Origin of the sequence: Micromonospora sagamiensis, from assembly GCF_014680085.1 — a bacterium.
GTDB lineage: Bacteria > Actinomycetota > Actinomycetes > Mycobacteriales > Micromonosporaceae > Micromonospora > Micromonospora inyonensis.
This window is the reverse complement of sequence record NZ_AP023438.1, coordinates 2,610,646-2,628,520: the sequence shown is the minus strand read 5'-3', so window position 1 is coordinate 2,628,520 and position 17,875 is coordinate 2,610,646. Positions and strand designations below refer to the sequence as shown.

The window sequence follows — 17,875 nt, the reverse complement described above, 5'->3', positions numbered from 1 at the left end:
CCCCCGGCGGTCACCCCTTGTCGATCGCCACCAGGTCCTCCGACGGCAGAGTGGCCCGCGACCAGCGCCAACCCCGGTCGCGGGCCAATTCGGCCAGTTCCTCGACGTGGCGTGGCACGAAGACCGCCGCCCGGCCGTTCATGGCCCGGGTGGGGAACGACACCACCACGTGCCGGCACGCCAGCCGGTCGACCAGCGCCAGCCCCGCGCCGGGCCGGCGTCCCTCCATGCAGTGGTACGTCTTGAGCAGTAGCGCCAGGTCCGCGCTCACCTGGTGACCGTCGGTGAGCACCTCCTCGTGCCGGATCTCGCTCTCCGGGTAGGTCCGGGCCAGGAACGCGTTGCCCAGCGCCACGAACGTCGCGTTGAAGTCGTAGCCCACGTAGCGGGCGTCGCTCACCTCCCGCAGCCAGGGCAGGGTGAACGGGTTCAGCGCGCACGCGATGTCGGCCACCGTCTCCGGTGGCGGCACCAGCCCGAACAGGGTCGGGTAGAAGACGTCCAGGTCGGGCAGACGCTCGGCGGTGGAGAAGTGCCCGGCCAGCACCTGCCGGCACCAGTCCCGCCGGGCCTGCGGGTCGTCGAGGTCGGCCCGGTCCAGCGCCCGGCGCAACGCCGCCGGCCGGGCGGTGAGCAGGTGCAGGGCGGCGACCTTGTGCAGCCGGGCCCGGACCAGCCGTTCCAGCTCGGCGGCGTCGCCGGTGGCCCGCCCCTCCCGCCGGACCAGGTCGGCGATGGTCTCCGGGTGGACGTCCCGGTACTTGGCCGCCGAGGTGAGCCGGACGATCACCTTCTCGACGGCCGGCGACACCGTCACCGCTCGCTCACCCCACCCGGGCCGGCTCGCCGAGACCGGGCCGGGCCATCCGTCCGGCCCGGATCATCTCCAGCAGGCGGGTGTAGAAGCGCAGGTTGTGCAGGGTGGCGAGCCGGTCCGCCAGGCCGTCCTTGACCCGGAAGAGGTGGTGCAGGTAACTACGGCTGTACCGCCGGCAGGTCGGACAGTCGCAGGTGGCGCAGATCGGCTCGTCCTTGCGGGAGTTCTCCTCGTCCAGGATGTAGACGTTCTGGTAGAAGCTCCGGTCCGGGGTCAGCAGCCGGTCGGCGATCTCCGGCACGAACGAGTAGAGCCGGCCGTGCCGCGCGTCCCGGGTCGGGATGGTGCAGTCGAAGACCCAGCGCATGTCCAGCTCGCAGAGGGAGACCAGGTGCTCGGGCCGGCCCACCCCGAGGGCGAACAGCGGCGCGTCCGGCGGGGTGATCCGGGAGAGCAGGGCGAACATCTCCCGCTCCAGCTCACCCTCGGCGCTCAGTGGCCAACCCCCGAACCCGAACCCCTGCGCCCCGGACTCGACCAGGGCGTCCACACAACGCTGCCGCAGCTCCGGGTCGGTGCCGCCCTGCACCACCCCGACCAGCAGCGGCGGCTCGCCCGACCGCCGCTGTCGGCACTGGAGGTCGTACGCCTTCCGGGCCTGCCGGAACCAGCGGATCGTGCGCTCGGTGGAGGCGAGCTGCTCGGCGGGGGAGTCCTCCGGGCCGGTGCAGTCGTCGAGGGCGACCACCACGTCCGAGCGGAGCCCGAACTGCCATTCGATGACCTTCTCCGGGGTCAGCACGATCTTCTTGGCGGTCGGTGACTCCTGGAAGGTCACCCCGTTGGACCGGATCGCACCCGTCTTGCCCTGCTTACGGATCAGGGAGAGGACCTGGAACCCGCCGGAGTCCGAGACGATCACGCCGTCCCAGGCCATGAAGCGGTGCAGACCGCCGGCCCGCCGGATGGTCTGGAGCCCGGGACGCTGCGCCAGGTGCATCGCGTTGACCATCACCGCCTGGATCCCCACCGTCGTCAGGTCCTGGGTGTCGACCGCCCGGACCGAGGCCCGGGTCCCGTCGGGCAGGAAGGTGGGCAGGACGACCGAACCGTGCGCGGTGTCCAGGGAGGGGCCCGCCGGGGCGGTAGAATCCGCGGAGGTCATCAGGTACGCAGCTCCTCGGCAGCGGGCAGACGGATTCTCCAGGATACGTGCCCCGACGGGCCGGGCCTCACGCGCCGCCCGTGCCGGCGGTGGCCGGTGCGTCGGCGTTCCGCCGGGACCGCTCGGCCCGTCGGCGGATCTGCTGGTAAGCGGCGGTCAGCCCCATCGCCCGGCGTACCTCGGCGAGGGTCTGCCGGACCTCCTGACGGGTCCGTTCGGTGCCGTCGGCGATCAGCTGGTCGACCAGCCCGCGCTCGGCCGCGAAGCGGGCCCGGCGTTCCCGCATCGGGTCGAGGAACCGGTTGAGCGCCACCGCGAGCCGCTCCTTGACCTCGACGTCACCCACCCGGCCGGCCCGGTAGCGCTCCTTCAGCTCGTCGACCTCGGCCCGGTCCGGGTTGAACACGTCGTGGTAGGCGAAGACCGGGTTCCCCTCCACGGTCCCCGGCACGTCGGCCCGTACCCGCTTCGGATCGGTGTACATCCCCAGCACCTTGCGCCGCACCACGGCCGGTTCGTCGGAGAGTGCGATGGCGTTGCCGAGACTCTTGCTCATCTTGGCGCGGCCGTCCGTGCCGACCAGCACCGGCGTCTCGGCGTGGATCATCTCCGGCACGGGGAGCACCTCGCCGTAGAGGTGGTTGAACCGGCGGGCCACCTCCCGGGTCACCTCGACGTGCGGGGCGTTGTCCCGGCCCACCGGCACGACACCGGCCCGGACGCAGAGGATGTCCGCCGCCTGGAGGACGGGATAGCCGAGCAGTCCGTACGGCATCTCCTCCTTGCCGGCGTCCCGGGCCATCTCCTTCAGCGACGGCACCCGCTCCAACCTCGGCACCGTCACCAGGTTCTGGAAGAGCGTGTTCAGGTCCCCGACCTCGGGGACCGCGGACTGGAGGTAGAACGTGGCCCGGTCCGGCTCGACCCCGGCGGCGAGGATGTCGAGCACCATCTCCCGGGCGTTGCCGGCCACCCGGGAGATGTCCTCGCGGGTGTTCCTGGTGGTGAGCATGTGCAGGTCGGCGATGATGAAGAAGCTCTCGTAGCGCTGGTGCAACCGGACCCGGTTGGCGATGCTGCCCACGTAGTGGCCGAGGTGCAGTCGCCCCGTCGGGCGGTCACCGGTGAGCATCCGTGCAGCGGACATGGTGGTACGCCTCTCGTGTCGTACGGATGGAGGGTTCGCGTGTGCGCGCGTCGACGCGGGGCGGAACGCCCCGGTCGGTGTTCAGCAGGGTCGGCTCAGAGAGCCGATTGCCATCGCGCGCCGTCGCGGAACCGCAGCCCGCGGGCACGGAGGACGTCCAGGAGGCGTTCACGCCCATCCCCGGACCTGGTCGCCGGCGTGTGCGGCACGGCATCGCCCGGCAGGTCGACGCTCACGTCGACGCCAACCGGCGGGAAGCTGCTCGCCCGGACCACGGATCCACGGTAACCCGGTGCGCGGGGAGGCGGGGGCCGGGCCGGCGTGATCAGGGCCGGTGTGGCTGCGGCGCTGGCATACTCGTCGGCCATGGTGCTGTCCCGTGGATGGTCGTTCTTCCTCGTCGGAGTCGGTTTCTGGACCTGGGCGATCTGGCCGAGGTTCGCGGTGGCCATCTGGAACGACCCCCGGGCGTGGTCGACCGGGACGGTCGGCGAGGGCGACGGCACCGGGTTCCTCTGGATCCATGCGCTACTCATCGCCGCGTCCCTGACCATCGGTACGACGGTCGGTGCGCTGGGTGTCCGGGGCCTGCTCGCCCAGCGGCGTGCCCGAAACCGCGGTGTCAGCGCTTCCGACCAGGCGGTATAGCCAGACATCGACGATGTGACGCGGGCCGCTACCCCCCCGATTTGACGTTCAAACCCTCGGACGCGTAACTTTCTCTCTGCCAGCGCGGAACGGGCGAAACAGGGCAAAGCACCTGGGAGTCCGAGCCGGGCGGTACGAGGCGGGAGGGGTTCACTCCTCCGGCATCGGGATCCGGGTGGTGCTCCACCGGTCGACCGAGGGGTCGATTTGGCGGGGCGGAACCGGCCGGGTAAGGTTCACGACCGGCAGGGCACCGGGCGAGCGAGCGGGAGACCGCAGCGGCCGGCCTGCCGAATCCGATGATCAAAGCGCAGCGGTTCTCCGCTGCCTGCGGTCAGCGGAGCCAAACCGTACCAAGCACGACAGACCGGGACACACGGTTTGACACGGCGGAAACGGTGAGGTAACGTAGTAGAAGTGCCCGGCGCGAGAGCGGCGGGAGTGGGAACGGATTGCCCCGGATGGCGCCTGGTGAGGGTTCCGGATGGTGTGTGGTTGTTCTTTGAGAACTCAACAGGGTGCTTGATAAGCCAGTGCCAATTATGATTTATACCCCGGACTGGCTGGGCATGCTTCGGTGTGTCTGGTTGGTTGGGATTCCTTTGGCAACACTTTTGTTGCCGGGACGATTGTTCAACAAGTTTTTGTTGGAGAGTTTGATCCTGGCTCAGGACGAACGCTGGCGGCGTGCTTAACACATGCAAGTCGAGCGGAAAGGCCCTTCGGGGTACTCGAGCGGCGAACGGGTGAGTAACACGTGAGCAACCTGCCCTAGGCTTTGGGATAACCCCGGGAAACCGGGGCTAATACCGAATAGGACCGTCGATCGCATGATCGTTGGTGGAAAGTTTTTCGGCCTGGGATGGGCTCGCGGCCTATCAGCTTGTTGGTGGGGTGATGGCCTACCAAGGCGACGACGGGTAGCCGGCCTGAGAGGGCGACCGGCCACACTGGGACTGAGACACGGCCCAGACTCCTACGGGAGGCAGCAGTGGGGAATATTGCACAATGGGCGGAAGCCTGATGCAGCGACGCCGCGTGAGGGATGACGGCCTTCGGGTTGTAAACCTCTTTCAGCAGGGACGAAGCGTAAGTGACGGTACCTGCAGAAGAAGCGCCGGCCAACTACGTGCCAGCAGCCGCGGTAAGACGTAGGGCGCGAGCGTTGTCCGGATTTATTGGGCGTAAAGAGCTCGTAGGCGGCTTGTCGCGTCGACTGTGAAAACCCGCAGCTCAACTGCGGGCCTGCAGTCGATACGGGCAGGCTAGAGTTCGGTAGGGGAGACTGGAATTCCTGGTGTAGCGGTGAAATGCGCAGATATCAGGAGGAACACCGGTGGCGAAGGCGGGTCTCTGGGCCGATACTGACGCTGAGGAGCGAAAGCGTGGGGAGCGAACAGGATTAGATACCCTGGTAGTCCACGCTGTAAACGTTGGGCGCTAGGTGTGGGGGGCCTCTCCGGTTCTCTGTGCCGCAGCTAACGCATTAAGCGCCCCGCCTGGGGAGTACGGCCGCAAGGCTAAAACTCAAAGGAATTGACGGGGGCCCGCACAAGCGGCGGAGCATGCGGATTAATTCGATGCAACGCGAAGAACCTTACCTGGGTTTGACATGGCCGCAAAACCGGCAGAGATGTCGGGTCCTTCGGGGGCGGTCACAGGTGGTGCATGGCTGTCGTCAGCTCGTGTCGTGAGATGTTGGGTTAAGTCCCGCAACGAGCGCAACCCTCGTTCGATGTTGCCAGCGCGTTATGGCGGGGACTCATCGAAGACTGCCGGGGTCAACTCGGAGGAAGGTGGGGATGACGTCAAGTCATCATGCCCCTTATGTCCAGGGCTTCACGCATGCTACAATGGCCGGTACAATGGGCTGCGATACCGTGAGGTGGAGCGAATCCCAAAAAGCCGGTCTCAGTTCGGATCGGGGTCTGCAACTCGACCCCGTGAAGTCGGAGTCGCTAGTAATCGCAGATCAGCAACGCTGCGGTGAATACGTTCCCGGGCCTTGTACACACCGCCCGTCACGTCACGAAAGTCGGCAACACCCGAAGCCGGTGGCCCAACCCTTGTGGAGGGAGCCGTCGAAGGTGGGGCTGGCGATTGGGACGAAGTCGTAACAAGGTAGCCGTACCGGAAGGTGCGGCTGGATCACCTCCTTTCTAAGGAGCACCTTCCACCGAAGGGTGGTAAGGAGCCCGCGACCTGCGAATGTCGGGTCGGGGTGCTCGATGGCGGAGACACTGGTGAGTTTTTTCCTGGCAACGGCCGGAATCTTCTAGTACGCATCTCTTCGGGGGTGGTGGAACGGGGGTTGTGGTGCGGCTGGGGAGGGGCGGATGGCACCCTGTTGGGTCCTGAAGGAACAACCCGTGGTGGTTGGTTCTTCTAGGCGTAACTGCCAGGCATGACCTGGTCTCGCAAACCGGATCCGTGTGGGTTTAGGTGTGGGATGTGGTGGGTTGTGGGTTGGTCGTTGGTTGAGAATTGCACAGTGGACGCGAGCATCTTTGTGGTCAAGTTGTCAAGGGCGAACGGTGGATGCCTTGGCACCAGGAGCCGATGAAGGACGTGGGAGGCCGCGATAGGCCTGGGGGAGCTGTCAACCAAGCTGTGATCCCAGGGTGTCCGAATGGGGAAACCTGGCATCAGTCATGTGATGTCACCTGCACCTGAACACATAGGGTGTATGGGGGGAACGCGGGGAAGTGAAACATCTCAGTACCCGTAGGAAGAGAAAACAATTTAGTGATTCCGTGAGTAGTGGCGAGCGAAAGCGGATTGAGGCTAAACCGGCTGCGTGTGATACCTGTCAGGGGTTGCGTGGTCGGGGTTGTGGGACCCTGCTGAACATGCTGACACGTGTTCAAGGAGTTATAAAGTCAGTGGCTAGCCGAACAGTCTGGAAAGGCTGACCGTAGGCGGTGAGAGTCCGGTAGGTGAAAGTTGCTGACCTTCTGTGGGTGTTCCCGAGTAGCGGCGGACCCCTGAAATCTGCCGTGAATCTGCCAGGACCACCTGGTAAGCCTAAATACTTCCTGGTGACCGATAGCGGACAAGTACCGTGAGGGAATGGTGAAAAGTACCCCGGGAGGGGAGTGAAATAGTACCTGAAACCGTTCGCCTACAATCCGTCGGAGCCTTGCGGGGTGACGGCGTGCCTTTTGAAGAATGAGCCTGCGAGTTAGTGGCATGTGGCGAGGTTAACCCGTGTGGGGGAGCCGTAGCGAAAGCGAGTCTGAATAGGGCGTTTTTAGTCGCATGCTCTAGACCCGAAGCGGAGTGATCTAGCCATGGGCAGGCTGAAGCGCGGGTAAGACCGCGTGGAGGGCCGAACCCACCAACGTTGAAAAGTTGGGGGATGACCTGTGGTTAGGGGTGAAAGGCCAATCAAACTCCGTGATAGCTGGTTCTCCCCGAAATGCATTTAGGTGCAGCGTCGCGTGTTTCTTGCCGGAGGTAGAGCACTGGATGGTCTAGGGGGCCCACAAGCTTACCGAAATCAGCCAAACTCCGAATGCCGGTAAGTGAGAGCGCGGCAGTGAGACTGCGGGGGATAAGCTTCGTAGTCGAGAGGGAAACAGCCCAGATCACCAGCTAAGGCCCCTAAGCGTGTGCTAAGTGGAAAAGGATGTGGGGTCGCATAGACAACCAGGAGGTTGGCTTAGAAGCAGCCACCCTTTAAAGAGTGCGTAATAGCTCACTGGTCAAGTGGTTCCGCGCCGACAATGTAGCGGGGCTCAAGCACACCGCCGAAGCTGTGGCATTCACATTTTACTTCGCCAGGCCTTGATGTCTGGTGCAGGTGTGTGGATGGGTAGGGGAGCGTCGTGCCGGGGGTGAAGCATCCGAGTGATCGAGGTGTGGACGCGGCACGAGTGAGAATGCAGGCATGAGTAGCGAAAGAAGGGTGAGAAACCCTTCCGCCGGATGACCAAGGGTTCCAGGGCCAGGCTAATCCGCCCTGGGTGAGTCGGGACCTAAGGCGAGGCCGAGAGGCGTAGTCGATGGACAACGGGTTGATATTCCCGTACCCGCGAAAGAGCGTCCCTGATGAACCTCGTTGTGCTAACCACCCGAACTGGCGGCGGTCTTCGGACCAATGTTGGGGAGCGTGGGAACCTGGCGGGTAGTAGTCAAGCGATGGGGTGACGCAGGAAGGTAGCTGAGCCCGGCCGGTGGTTGTGCCGGGGTAAGCGTGTAGGCCGTACCATAGGCAAATCCGTGGTGCACAGGGCTGAGACGTGATGCCGAGCCGATTCAGGTGAAGTCAGTGATCCTATGCTGCCGAGAAAAGCCTCTAGCGAGTTCTTAGCGGCCCGTACCCCAAACCGACACAGGTGGTCAGGTAGAGAATACCGAGGCGATCGGGCGAACTGTGGTTAAGGAACTCGGCAAATTGCCCCCGTAACTTAGGGAGAAGGGGGGCCGGAGACGTGAAGCCCCGCGCGGGTGGAGCGTTGTATGGCCGCAGAGAGCAGGGGGAAGCGACTGTTTACTAAAAACACAGGTCCATGCGAAGAAGTAATTCGATGTATATGGACTGACGCCTGCCCGGTGCTGGAACGTTAAGGGGACTTGTTAGCTCTTCGGGGCGAAGCGGAGAACTTAAGCGCCAGTAAACGGCGGTGGTAACTATAACCATCCTAAGGTAGCGAAATTCCTTGTCGGGTAAGTTCCGACCTGCACGAATGGCGTAACGACTTCCCCACTGTCTCAACCACAGGCCCGGCGAAATTGCAGTACGAGTAAAGATGCTCGTTACGCGCGGCAGGACGGAAAGACCCCGGGACCTTTACTATAGCTTGACATTGGTATCCGAATTAGCTTGTGTAGGATAGGTGGGAGCCGGTGAAGTCCGTACGCCAGTACGGGTGGAGGCAATCTTGAAATACCACTCTGGTTGATTTGGGTATCTAACTTCGGACCGTTATCCGGTTCAGGGACAGTGTCTGGTGGGTAGTTTAACTGGGGCGGTTGCCTCCTAAAAGGTAACGGAGGCGCCCAAAGGTTCCCTCAGCCTGGTTGGCAATCAGGTGTTGAGTGCAAGTACACAAGGGAGCTTGACTGTGAGACTGACAGGTCGAGCAGGGACGAAAGTCGGGACTAGTGATCCGGCACTTGCGAGTGGAAGCGGTGTCGCTCAACGGATAAAAGGTACCCCGGGGATAACAGGCTGATCTTCCCCAAGAGTCCATATCGACGGGATGGTTTGGCACCTCGATGTCGGCTCGTCGCATCCTGGGGCTGTAGCAGGTCCCAAGGGTTGGGCTGTTCGCCCATTAAAGCGGTACGCGAGCTGGGTTTAGAACGTCGTGAGACAGTTCGGTCCCTATCCGCCGTGCGCGTAGGATACTTGAGAAGGGCTGTCCCTAGTACGAGAGGACCGGGACGGACGAACCTCTGGTGTGCCAGTTGTCCCGCCAGGGGCACGGCTGGTTAGCTACGTTCGGAAGGGATAACCGCTGAAAGCATCTAAGCGGGAAGCTCGCTTCAAGATGAGGTATCCCACCATCTTCGGATGGGTAAGGCCCCCAGCTAGACGACTGGGTTGATAGGCCGGAAATGTAAGCCCGGTAACGGGTTCAGTTGACCGGTACTAATAGGCCGAGGACTTGACTACATACTTTTTGCTTCGCGTCCACTGTGTGATTCACGGCTAACGAACAACCCGGCCGGTTGTTTGATATGTCGATAGTGTTACGGCGGTCATGGCGGAGGGGAAACGCCCGGTTACATTCCGAACCCGGAAGCTAAGCCCTCCAGCGCCGATGGTACTGCACTCGGGAGGGTGTGGGAGAGTAGGACACCGCCGGACTTCTTTCACGAGGGCCACCCCGTTGCCGGGGTGGCCCTCGTTGTATTTCCGGGGGAATCAGCCCGATCCTGCGGGGTACCTGCTCTCTGTCCCGACCCGGACCGCCTGATTGGCGGAGGCAGGAGAGAGCGCTCATGAGGATCGGCATCATCGGCTCGGGCCAGATCGGTGGCACCCTGACCCGACGGCTGCAAGAGCTGGGCCACGACGTGACGGTGGCGAACTCCCGTGGACCCGATTCGCTGCGGGACCTGGCCGCCGAGACCGGGGCGACGCCGGGCACCGTGGAACAGGCGGCGCGGAGCGCGGACCTCGTGGTGGTGGCCGTACCGCTGAAGGCCGTACCGCAGCTGCCCGCCGCGGCGTTCGAGGGCCGGGTGGTCGTTGACGCCAACAACTACTACCCCCAGCGGGACGGGGACGTCCCGGAGATCGCGGACCTGAGCCTCACGTCGAGCCGGTGGACGGCCGACCGCCTCACGGGCGCCCGGGTGGTCAAGGCCTTCAACAACATCCAGGCGCGGCACCTGTTGGAGAAGGGCCGCCCGGCCGGCACCCCGGACCGGATCGCCCTGCCGGTCGCCGGGGACGACCCGGAGGCCAAGCGGATCGTGATGGAGGTCGTCGACGCGCTGGGGTTCGACCCGGTGGACGCCGGAACCCTGGACGAGAGCTGGCGGCAGCAGCCGGACACGCCCGTCTACGGCACCGACCGGGATGCCGAGGGCGTACGGCAGGGGCTGGCCGAAGTGCGGCCCTGAGGCGTACCCGTCGCACCTGGGCCCGAGGCGCCGAGACGCGGGTGCGCCGAGACGCGGGCGGAACGACGTGGCGACGTACCCGGAAAGGAAAGCGCCCCGCTGGCCATCTGGCCAGCGGGGCGTCTTGGTGCGGGCGCCCGGTGGACGCCGGGGGCGCTACGGCCCGCAGACGAAGCGCGGCTCGGCCTGGTAGGTCCAGGTGAACTTCTCCCGCTTCACGACCTTGCCGTCCTTACGGAAGATCCGGTAGGCGTCCTGGGTGAAGCCGTCGATGCCGTTGGTGGCGATGCAGGAGGGGCCGGGCTCCAGGCGGATGATCTTCGGCCTGGTGATGTTCCGCCGAGGGCTGTACTCGGTCTTCACGCTGTCGTAGATCTTGGTGCCCCAGATCGCCACGGTCACCGACCCCGAGGTGTACGAGGTGTCGATCATGACCCCGTGCGGGGTGTTGTTGCGGAACTTGAAGTCGAGGTCCGGGTAGAAGATCGTCGACTCGATCACCGCAGGGTACCGGCTGAACCAGTACGAGTGCGGCTTGTGCTCCACGTCCTCCAGGCCGGCGTAGTAGATGGCGTTGAACAGGGTGGTGGTGAACTGGGACGTCCCGCCGCCGACGCCGGGCACGAGCTTTCCGTCGAGGATGACCGGCGCGTCGTGATAGCCCTGCTTGTAGCTGCGCTCGCCGGTGTGGCCGTTGAGGGAGAAGGTCTCGCCCGGCTTCACCACCGTCCCGTCGACGTCCTTGGCGATCTGGACGATGTTCTTGCTGCGCGGCGAGGAGAGGCCACCGGTGAAGTAGGTGGTGAAGCTGGACACCTTCTCCTTGATGCCGAGCTGCGTGACCTCCTCGGTGGTCAGGTCGGCGTCGACCGGCTTGAGCACGCCGTTGATCGTGCGCCCGTCGGCCTTCGGCAGGACGGCGAGCAGGTCGCGGCTCAGGGCGGCGTCGTCGAGACGTTGGCCCGGACGGCTCGGCACGGCCGTCGGCTTCCCGCCGGTCAGCGTCATCGCGGCGTTCCTGGGTTCCACCTCGATGGCGGCCAGCTTGTCGCCCAGGGCGGTCCGGAGCTTCTTGACGTCGAGCTTCGGGGTGAGCTTGCCGGCCTTGTCGGCGGGGAAGCTCAGGCTCCGCGCGATCGCGTTCGCCGGGATGGTCACCGACCCCTTCTCGGTGGTCAGCGTCACCGGTGCGGCGACCGCGGGCGCGGCCAGCTCGGTCACCAGGCGGTCGACCTCCTCGGCGGTGGTCGCCGGGTGCTTCTCGACCAGCGGCACGGTCACCGGCTCACCGCTCAGCCAGCCCTCACGCAGCGCCTCGGCGGAGTTCTGCGCGTCGACGGTGAGGGCGGGCTTCGGGTGGACCTTCTTCGGGGTGGTGCCGCTGTAGGTGATCTTCGGCATGGTCATCTTGCGCCCCTGGGGGCCGACCGCCGTCTCCAGCGTGGTCTCCAACCGGACCGCGTCGACCGTCACCACCGGCTCGACCGTACGGGAGCCGAAGAGGCGGCTGAGCGGGGCGGCCTGGGCCCCGACGGCCGCCTCGACGGTCGCGTCCACGTCCACCGTCAGCCCGACGTCGGCCGGCTTGATCTCGGTGGTCCGGTCGCCGATGCGTACCGGCACCGGGGCGGCGAGTGTCACGGCCCGGCGGTCCAGTTCGGCCCGGAGCGCCCGGGCCGCGTCGGCCCGGCTCTTGCCGCCCAGCTCGGTGCCGAGGACCGTGGTCCCGCGCGGGACCTCACCGGCGTACGCGTAACCGCCCGCGCCGGCACCGACCGCGAGCAGCACGGTCGCCACCCCGGCGGCGAGCACGGCTCGACGCCGGCGTCCTCTCCGGGGTGCCGCCGGGTCCGGTGCGGAACCGGCGGAGTCCGGCCCGGCGGCCGCCCGGGGCGGCTCGGCTTCGGTGGCGGGCCAGGTGACCGCGGTGACCTGGACGGTCGGCCGGTCGTCGGCGGGAGGCAGCTTGTCGCCGTACAGAGTCACAGGCAGAACCTCGATCGGACGTACCACGGGGGGAGCGGGGAACTCCCCGGTGAACAACTACGGTAACCAACGCGGAGGGACCGCCGGCAGTGCACGTCACCACGCAGGTCGGTGCGCGTGTCGCCCCGGATCGTGCCGGTGCGGTCGGTCGTGGCACGGTGACGGGGTGCGGAGCGACGGCGGGTTGGCGTACGGCGGCGGATGGTGGGACCGGGCCGGGGCGCGGCGTGACGACCCGGAGTGGCTGGGGTCGCTGCTGACCGCGCCGGACACCGGGCTGGTGGCGCTCTGGCGGGACCGCTGTCTGGTGACGGACGGGGGTACCCGGCCGGTACGGATCCCGGCCGTGGACGCCGCCGCGCTGCTGGCCGAAGCCGGAGAGGTCGTCTTCCTCGGTCTCGACGACCCGGTCGACGGTGTACCCGGCGTCACTCCGGTCGACGGCGTAGTCGACGTCACTCCGGCCAGCGGTGGGCGAGCGGTCTTCGCGGTGGACCTCTCCCCGCTGCCCGAGGAGCGCGCGTTGGCCCTGGCGGGCGCGGACGCCTCGGTGGACGTACGGGCGATCGTGGGGACGCTGGACGCGGCGGAGGCGGCTCTCCAGGCGTACGCGAGGGGCCTGCTGTACTGGCACCGGCACCAGCGGTTCTGCGGCGGCTGCGGGGCGGCGACGGTCCCGGTGGCGGGTGGGCACGTGCGGCGCTGTGCCGGTACGGACTGCGGTCGACTGCTCTTTCCCCGGATCGAGCCGGCGGTCATCGTGCTGGTCGAGGCACCCGGCCCGCCCGCCCGTTGCCTGCTCGCCCGGCACACCGGCGCGGGGCCGGAGGGCTGGTCGACGCTGGCCGGGTTCGTCGAGGTGGGCGAGAGCCTGGAGGACGCGGTGCGTCGGGAGCTGGTCGAGGAGGCGGGGGTCCCGGTGGCGGAGATGTCGTACCAGGGTTCCCAGGCCTGGCCCTTCCCGGCTGGGCTGATGGTGGGATTCCGGGCGGTCGCGGCGTCGGACCGGGTTCGGGTGGACGGGGTGGAGTTGCTGGAGGCCCGCTGGTTCTCCCGGGCCGAGCTGCGGGAGCGGCTGGCCGCCGGGCGGGCGTTGGGCCGGCCCGACTCGATCGACCATCGGTTGCTGACCGACTGGCTGACGGCTGGCGACTGATCACTACCGGACGGCTGCCGTCCATCCCCCGGACGGCTGGTCACCGATCATCCTCAGCGGTTTGTCAGGTCGGCGTTTCCAAAATGTGACCTGTCGATGGATCGGCTACCACCGGTGAGGCTGGCGGGGCGCCTTGCGGTAATCGGGGTGGTTTGCACGCTGTGTGGCGCGGCGCGTACTCACCGCCAGTGAGGTAGTTGCGATCTTCGATCGACTGGTGGAGTTACCGGCGGGTAGCAAGGGTCTTGTGACGTACGTCGCCACGCGCGACCATCCAATCCGCACGCTGCGCACGCCTGCAGCACCGGGTCCGCAGCGACGCTATGTGCTCCCCCGTAGTCCCGGGTGCCGTCCCGCGCCCGGTGGCCCCTCTAGGAGGACCCGTGCAGGATTCGACCGATTCCCCGACCCAGGGCGGCGTGCGCTGGCGTCGGTTCGCCGCCATGCTGGTGCCCACCACCGTCGTCGCCGGTGCCATCGTCGTCGGCATGGCGAACGGCGCCATCGCGGCGTCCTTCGCCGTTTCCGGACAGACGTTCAAGGTCAGCGCCTCGAAGCTGGAGGGCGACGGCTTCAAGCAGTACGGCGGGATGGTCGAGGAGAAGGACGGCACCACTCATCCGGTCGCCGTCTCGGAGATCTCCAGCGCCAAGCTCCACGACCTGTGCCAGTCGGTGAAGATCCCGAACATGCCGATCGTGCTCACCATCAACGCGGGCGGCGGCGGCAAGCCGGCCACCGCCAGCGGCCTGCTGATCGACATGGACTCGTTGCAGGGCGACGCCACCTTCTCGAACATCAAGATCGGACGGGACGCCACCGACCTGAACGGGAAGGCCACGCCGAAGTCGTTCGGGCAGAGCGCGGACAGCGTCGTCATCAACGACCTGAAGCAGGTGGCCCGCTCGACCAGCGCCGGCACCTTCACGCTCAACGGGCTCAATCTCAAGGTCAACGTCGGCGCCGAGGCCAAGGAGTGCTTCTGAGGTGACCGGCGGGCCCACGCGGACACGTCGTGGGCCCGCCGGCCCGTCCCCTCCCGCCCCACCACCCCGAGCCGCCAGGAGGCGTACGTGACAAGCGCGGACCCGCAGCATGCCCGTCCGGGCGGGTTCAGCCAGACGAGGCGGAGGTTCCGTCGGTGGCGGCGGAGCCGTCCGTTCTGGGGCGGGCTGTTGACCGCCCTGGCCGGTGTGCAGATCTTCGGCACCACCCAGATGAGCCTCGGCGGCCTGACGTTCCAGATGGGACCGACCGGGTTCCTCTCCTGGGTGATCCCCACCATCCTGGTGGCCTGTGGGATGTTCATGTGGTTCACCCCGCAGCACCGGATGTTCTACGCCGTCGTCGCGGCGGTCACCGCCCTGTTCTCGCTGATCGGGGTCAACCTCGGCGGCTTCTTCGTCGGCCTGGTGCTGGGCATGGTCGGCAGCGCGCTCGGCTTCGCCTGGGCACCCGCCCGGGTGCCGACGTCGGCCGCGGACGGGGAGACGGCGACAGCCGGTGAGCCGACCGCCGTCGCGCAGCCCGTCGGTGCGTCGTCGGCGACGGGGCCGGAGCCGGCGGATGCGCCGGAGACGGACGACGACCGGAACCGCACCCTGGTCGACGAGATCATGCCGGTCCAGCGGGAGGCCGGGTCGTCGCCCCGCGATCCCCGGTTCCTCGCCGGGGCGGTGGCCCTGCTCGGCCTCGGTGCGGCCGGCCTGCTCGCGCTGAACGGCCCGATGCCGGTGCGGGCCGCACCGGCCGGCCCCGGCTGCCCGACCCCGACCGCGTCGACCACGTCCGGCCCGTCCACGACGCCCGGCCCGTCCGCCACCCCGACTCCCGGTGACGACGTCCCCACACCTGATCCCGGTACGGCCCGCCCCACCGCTTCCGACGCGTCGGACGGCAACCTGGTCAGCGACATCGTCGGGGGGATCGGGGACCTCACCGGAGACGACGACCGGGAACAGCCGACCCCGACGCCGATCCCGACCCCGGCCACGGCGACGCCGGGTGCCACCCCCGACCGGTCGCCCACGGCGTCACCCGCCCCGGCCACGACGTCCGCCGCCCCGCCGGCCTGCGTGACTCCCACGCCCGACGAGCCCGAGCAGCCCGGGCCGGTCGAGCCGGGCAAGCCGCTGCCCCGGATCGGCGCCGAGCCGGGACAACCCACGGTGGGCACGCCGTCGAAGCTCACCGGCTCGAAGGTGGTGATGACCGGGATCCGGTTCGAGGGGGTCGTCGACCTGAAGACCGTCGACGGCACCCTGCGTGCGTTGAAGTTCAGCATGCGTCGGGCGGTCACCGACGACTTCGCGCTCCAGTCCACCGGTGCCGGCGGACGTCCGCTGCGGTACGTCACCGACCAGCTCACCGTCGACGGCGACGTGGCCTTCTACGCCACCCGGTTCACCGGCCGGATCTCCCTGCTCGGCGGCCCCGGCCTGGTCACCGTCACGCTCACCCCGGACCTGCCCTTTCCGGACGGCATCCCGATCACCGCGCCACAGTTGATCTTCCAGGACCCGGTGATGGACCTGGCCTTCGTCGACTGCGACGTCCTCACCACCGGCGACAATCCGCTCCGGCTGACCCTGCCCTGAGTCGAGGGGCGACCGGGCCGGACGGCTCCGCCCGGTCCGGTCGCCCCTCGCCGGTCAGAGCCGGGCGAGCGCCCGGCGCAGCGGGTCGAGCCCGAGCGCGCCCAGGTCCAGCGCCTGCCGGTGGAACTCCTTGAGGTCGAAGTCGGCACCCTTGCGGCTCTTCGCCTCGTCCCGGGCCTGGAGCCAGATCCGCTCGCCGACCTTGTACGACGGGGCCTGCCCCGGCCAGCCCAGGTAGCGGTTCAGCTCGAAGCGCAGGTTCTCATCCGGCACCCGGCAGTGCGCGCGCATGAACTCCCAGCCCAACTCGGGCGTCCAGCGCTCGCCCGGGTGGAAGCCGAACGGATTGTCCCGGGGGATCTCCAGCTCCAGGTGCATGCCGATGTCGACGATGACCCGGGCCGCCCGGAACGCCTGCGCGTCGAGCATGCCGAGCCGGTCACCCGGATCCTCCAGGTAGCCCAGATCCTCCATCAGGCGCTCGGCGTAGAGGGCCCAGCCCTCGCCGTGCCCGGAGACCCAGCAGAGCAGCCGCTGCCAGCGGTTGAGCAGCTCGGCCCGGACGGCGGTCTGCCCGACCTGGAGGTGGTGACCCGGCACGCCCTCGTGGTAGACGGTGGTCACCTCGCGCCAGGTGGAGAAGTCGGTGACGCCCTGCGGCACGGCCCACCACATCCGGCCCGGTCGGGAGAAGTCCTCGCTGGGGCCGGTGTAGTAGATGCCGCCGTCGCTGGTCGGGGCGAGGCAGCACTCGATACGGCGTACCTGCTCGGGAATGTCGAAGTGGGTGCCGTGCAGCTCGCCGACGGCCTTGTCGGCGAGCGCCTGCATCCAGTCCCGGAACGCCTCCTTGCCCTGGATCGTGCGGGCCGGGTCGGCGTCCAGGAGGGCCACCGCCTCGTCGACGGTCGCCCCGGGGCCGACGATCCGGGCGGCCGCCGCCCGCATGTCGGCCTCGAGGCGGGCCAGCTCCTCGAAACCCCAGGCGTACGTCTCGTCCAGGTCGATCTTCGCGCCGAGGAAGTACTGCGAGGCCAGTTCGTAGCGTTCCCGGCCGGCCGCCTGCTTCTCCCGCCCCCGGGGCGCGAGTTCGGTGCGGAGGAACTGACCGAACTCGGCGGTCGCCGCGGTGGCCGCCGCCGCGCCCCGGCGCAGGTCCGCGCCGAGCGTGCCGTCGGCACCGAGCCGCTCGACCAGGCCGTGGAAGAAGTTGTCGCCGCCCGGGTCGGTCCAGACGTCGCACTGCTTGGCGACCTCGATCATCTGCGCCCGGGAGGAGACGTGGCCGGCGTCGGCCGCCTCGCGCAGCGTGGTCTTGTAACCCTCCAGCGCGCCGGCGAACTGGTGGAGCCGGGTGGCGACGTTCGCCACCGCCTGCTCGCCCTCGGTCGGCATCAGGTCGAAGACCGCGCGGATGTCGTGCAGCCCGCTGGCGATCACGTTGATCGCGCTGGTCTCCTCGCCCGCGTCGTAGCGGGCCAGGGTCAGGCCCAGCCGCTCCTGCATGGCCTCCTTGGCGGTCCGCTCCGCCAGGGTGTCCGGCTCGATGACGTCCAGCTCGGCCAGGGTGCGCCGGTCCAGCTCGGCGCGGGCGGCGTAGCCGTCCGGCGACAGGTCGTCGAGCCGGTCGTCGTGGCCGGCGATGCCGGTGTACGTGGCGCCGGCCGGGTTGAGTTCGGCCCACTCCACCACGTACCGGTTTGCGAGGTCGTCGATTCGTCCCACGGGGGAACCCTACGTGACCCGCTCCCTGAGCTGTCGACCTTCTTTCCGGCGCGCCCGC

10 protein-coding genes and 3 rRNA genes are annotated in these 17,875 nt (G+C 67.6%); 8 read left to right on the top strand and 5 right to left on the bottom strand.

The genetic code is table 11. From position 1 onward, the window contains the following. Nucleotides 1-10: 10 nt before the first annotated feature. The 3 genes from IGA62_RS11350 to trpS form a co-directional block, all read right to left on the bottom strand. Entirely contained in the window at nucleotides 11-817 is an 807-nt protein-coding gene (locus IGA62_RS11350; protein WP_145815105.1) for a class I SAM-dependent methyltransferase, read from the bottom strand. Nucleotides 818-824: 7 nt separating this feature from the next. After that, the gene (locus IGA62_RS11345) at nucleotides 825-1,982 is read right to left on the bottom strand and encodes a tRNA-ribosyltransferase family protein (protein ID WP_091453379.1); all 1,158 of its coding nucleotides are present in this window, start codon (nucleotides 1,980-1,982) and stop codon (nucleotides 825-827) included. Between the two features lie 67 nt (nucleotides 1,983-2,049). Continuing rightward, a complete protein-coding gene (trpS, locus tag IGA62_RS11340) occupies nucleotides 2,050-3,129 on the bottom strand; it encodes a tryptophan--tRNA ligase (RefSeq protein ID WP_145815106.1) in 1,080 nt (359 codons plus the stop codon). Nucleotides 3,130-3,495: 366 nt separating this feature from the next. Here trpS and IGA62_RS11335 point away from each other — a divergent pair, with 366 nt between their 5' ends. The 5 genes from IGA62_RS11335 (at nucleotide 3,496) to IGA62_RS11315 (ending at nucleotide 10,353) form a co-directional block, all read left to right on the top strand. Next, the gene (locus IGA62_RS11335; RefSeq protein ID WP_145815108.1) at nucleotides 3,496-3,777 is read left to right on the top strand and encodes an SCO4848 family membrane protein; all 282 of its coding nucleotides are present in this window, start codon (nucleotides 3,496-3,498) and stop codon (nucleotides 3,775-3,777) included. A gap of 644 nt (nucleotides 3,778-4,421) precedes the next feature. After that, a 16S ribosomal RNA gene (locus tag IGA62_RS11330) occupies nucleotides 4,422-5,936 on the top strand. Between the two features lie 352 nt (nucleotides 5,937-6,288). Next, a 23S ribosomal RNA gene (locus IGA62_RS11325) occupies nucleotides 6,289-9,397 on the top strand. A 78-nt stretch (nucleotides 9,398-9,475) separates the two neighbouring features. After that, nucleotides 9,476-9,592, top strand: a 5S ribosomal RNA gene (gene rrf, locus IGA62_RS11320). Together the 16S, 23S and 5S rRNA genes form the textbook arrangement of a ribosomal RNA operon. Before the next feature lie 44 nt (nucleotides 9,593-9,636). After that, nucleotides 9,637-10,353, top strand: coding sequence for an NADPH-dependent F420 reductase (locus IGA62_RS11315; protein WP_377465836.1), 717 nt, complete (start codon nucleotides 9,637-9,639; stop codon nucleotides 10,351-10,353). Nucleotides 10,354-10,509: 156 nt separating this feature from the next. Here the strand turns inward: IGA62_RS11315 and IGA62_RS11310 are convergent, their stop codons facing one another. Continuing rightward, entirely contained in the window at nucleotides 10,510-12,345 is a 1,836-nt protein-coding gene (locus IGA62_RS11310; RefSeq protein ID WP_145821662.1) for a VanW family protein, read from the bottom strand. A 160-nt stretch (nucleotides 12,346-12,505) separates the two neighbouring features. On the opposite strand from IGA62_RS11310, the gene nudC reads away from it, so the two are divergent. The 3 genes from nudC to IGA62_RS11295 all read left to right on the top strand — a co-directional run bounded on the left by nudC (nucleotide 12,506) and on the right by IGA62_RS11295 (nucleotide 16,092). Further along, nucleotides 12,506-13,495: an NAD(+) diphosphatase gene (gene nudC, locus IGA62_RS11305; protein ID WP_145815110.1), complete on the top strand. Its 990-nt coding sequence runs from the start codon at nucleotides 12,506-12,508 to the stop codon at nucleotides 13,493-13,495. A 323-nt stretch (nucleotides 13,496-13,818) separates the two neighbouring features. Next, nucleotides 13,819-14,481 carry a DUF6230 family protein gene (locus IGA62_RS11300; protein WP_222433293.1) on the top strand — a complete coding sequence of 221 codons (663 nt, stop codon included), beginning with the start codon at nucleotides 13,819-13,821 and terminating at the stop codon, nucleotides 14,479-14,481. 87 nt (nucleotides 14,482-14,568) lie between these two features. After that, nucleotides 14,569-16,092, top strand: coding sequence for a DUF6114 domain-containing protein (locus tag IGA62_RS11295; protein ID WP_145815112.1), 1,524 nt, complete (start codon nucleotides 14,569-14,571; stop codon nucleotides 16,090-16,092). 54 nt (nucleotides 16,093-16,146) lie between these two features. Here the strand turns inward: IGA62_RS11295 and IGA62_RS11290 are convergent, their stop codons facing one another. Next, a complete protein-coding gene (locus IGA62_RS11290) occupies nucleotides 16,147-17,817 on the bottom strand; it encodes a DUF885 domain-containing protein (RefSeq protein WP_145815113.1) in 1,671 nt (556 codons plus the stop codon). Nucleotides 17,818-17,875 lie beyond the last annotated feature (58 nt).

What these genes read in the sequence shown, in the direction of transcription:
- IGA62_RS11345 (WP_091453379.1), bottom strand. Translation starts at nt 1,982, where the DNA reads ATGACCTCCGCGGATTCTACCGCCCCGGCGGGCCCCTCCCTGGACACC.
- trpS (WP_145815106.1), bottom strand. Translation starts at nt 3,129, where the DNA reads ATGTCCGCTGCACGGATGCTCACCGGTGACCGCCCGACGGGGCGACTG.
- IGA62_RS11335 (WP_145815108.1), top strand. Translation starts at nt 3,496, where the DNA reads ATGGTGCTGTCCCGTGGATGGTCGTTCTTCCTCGTCGGAGTCGGTTTC.
- IGA62_RS11300 (WP_222433293.1), top strand. Translation starts at nt 13,819, where the DNA reads ATGTGCTCCCCCGTAGTCCCGGGTGCCGTCCCGCGCCCGGTGGCCCCT.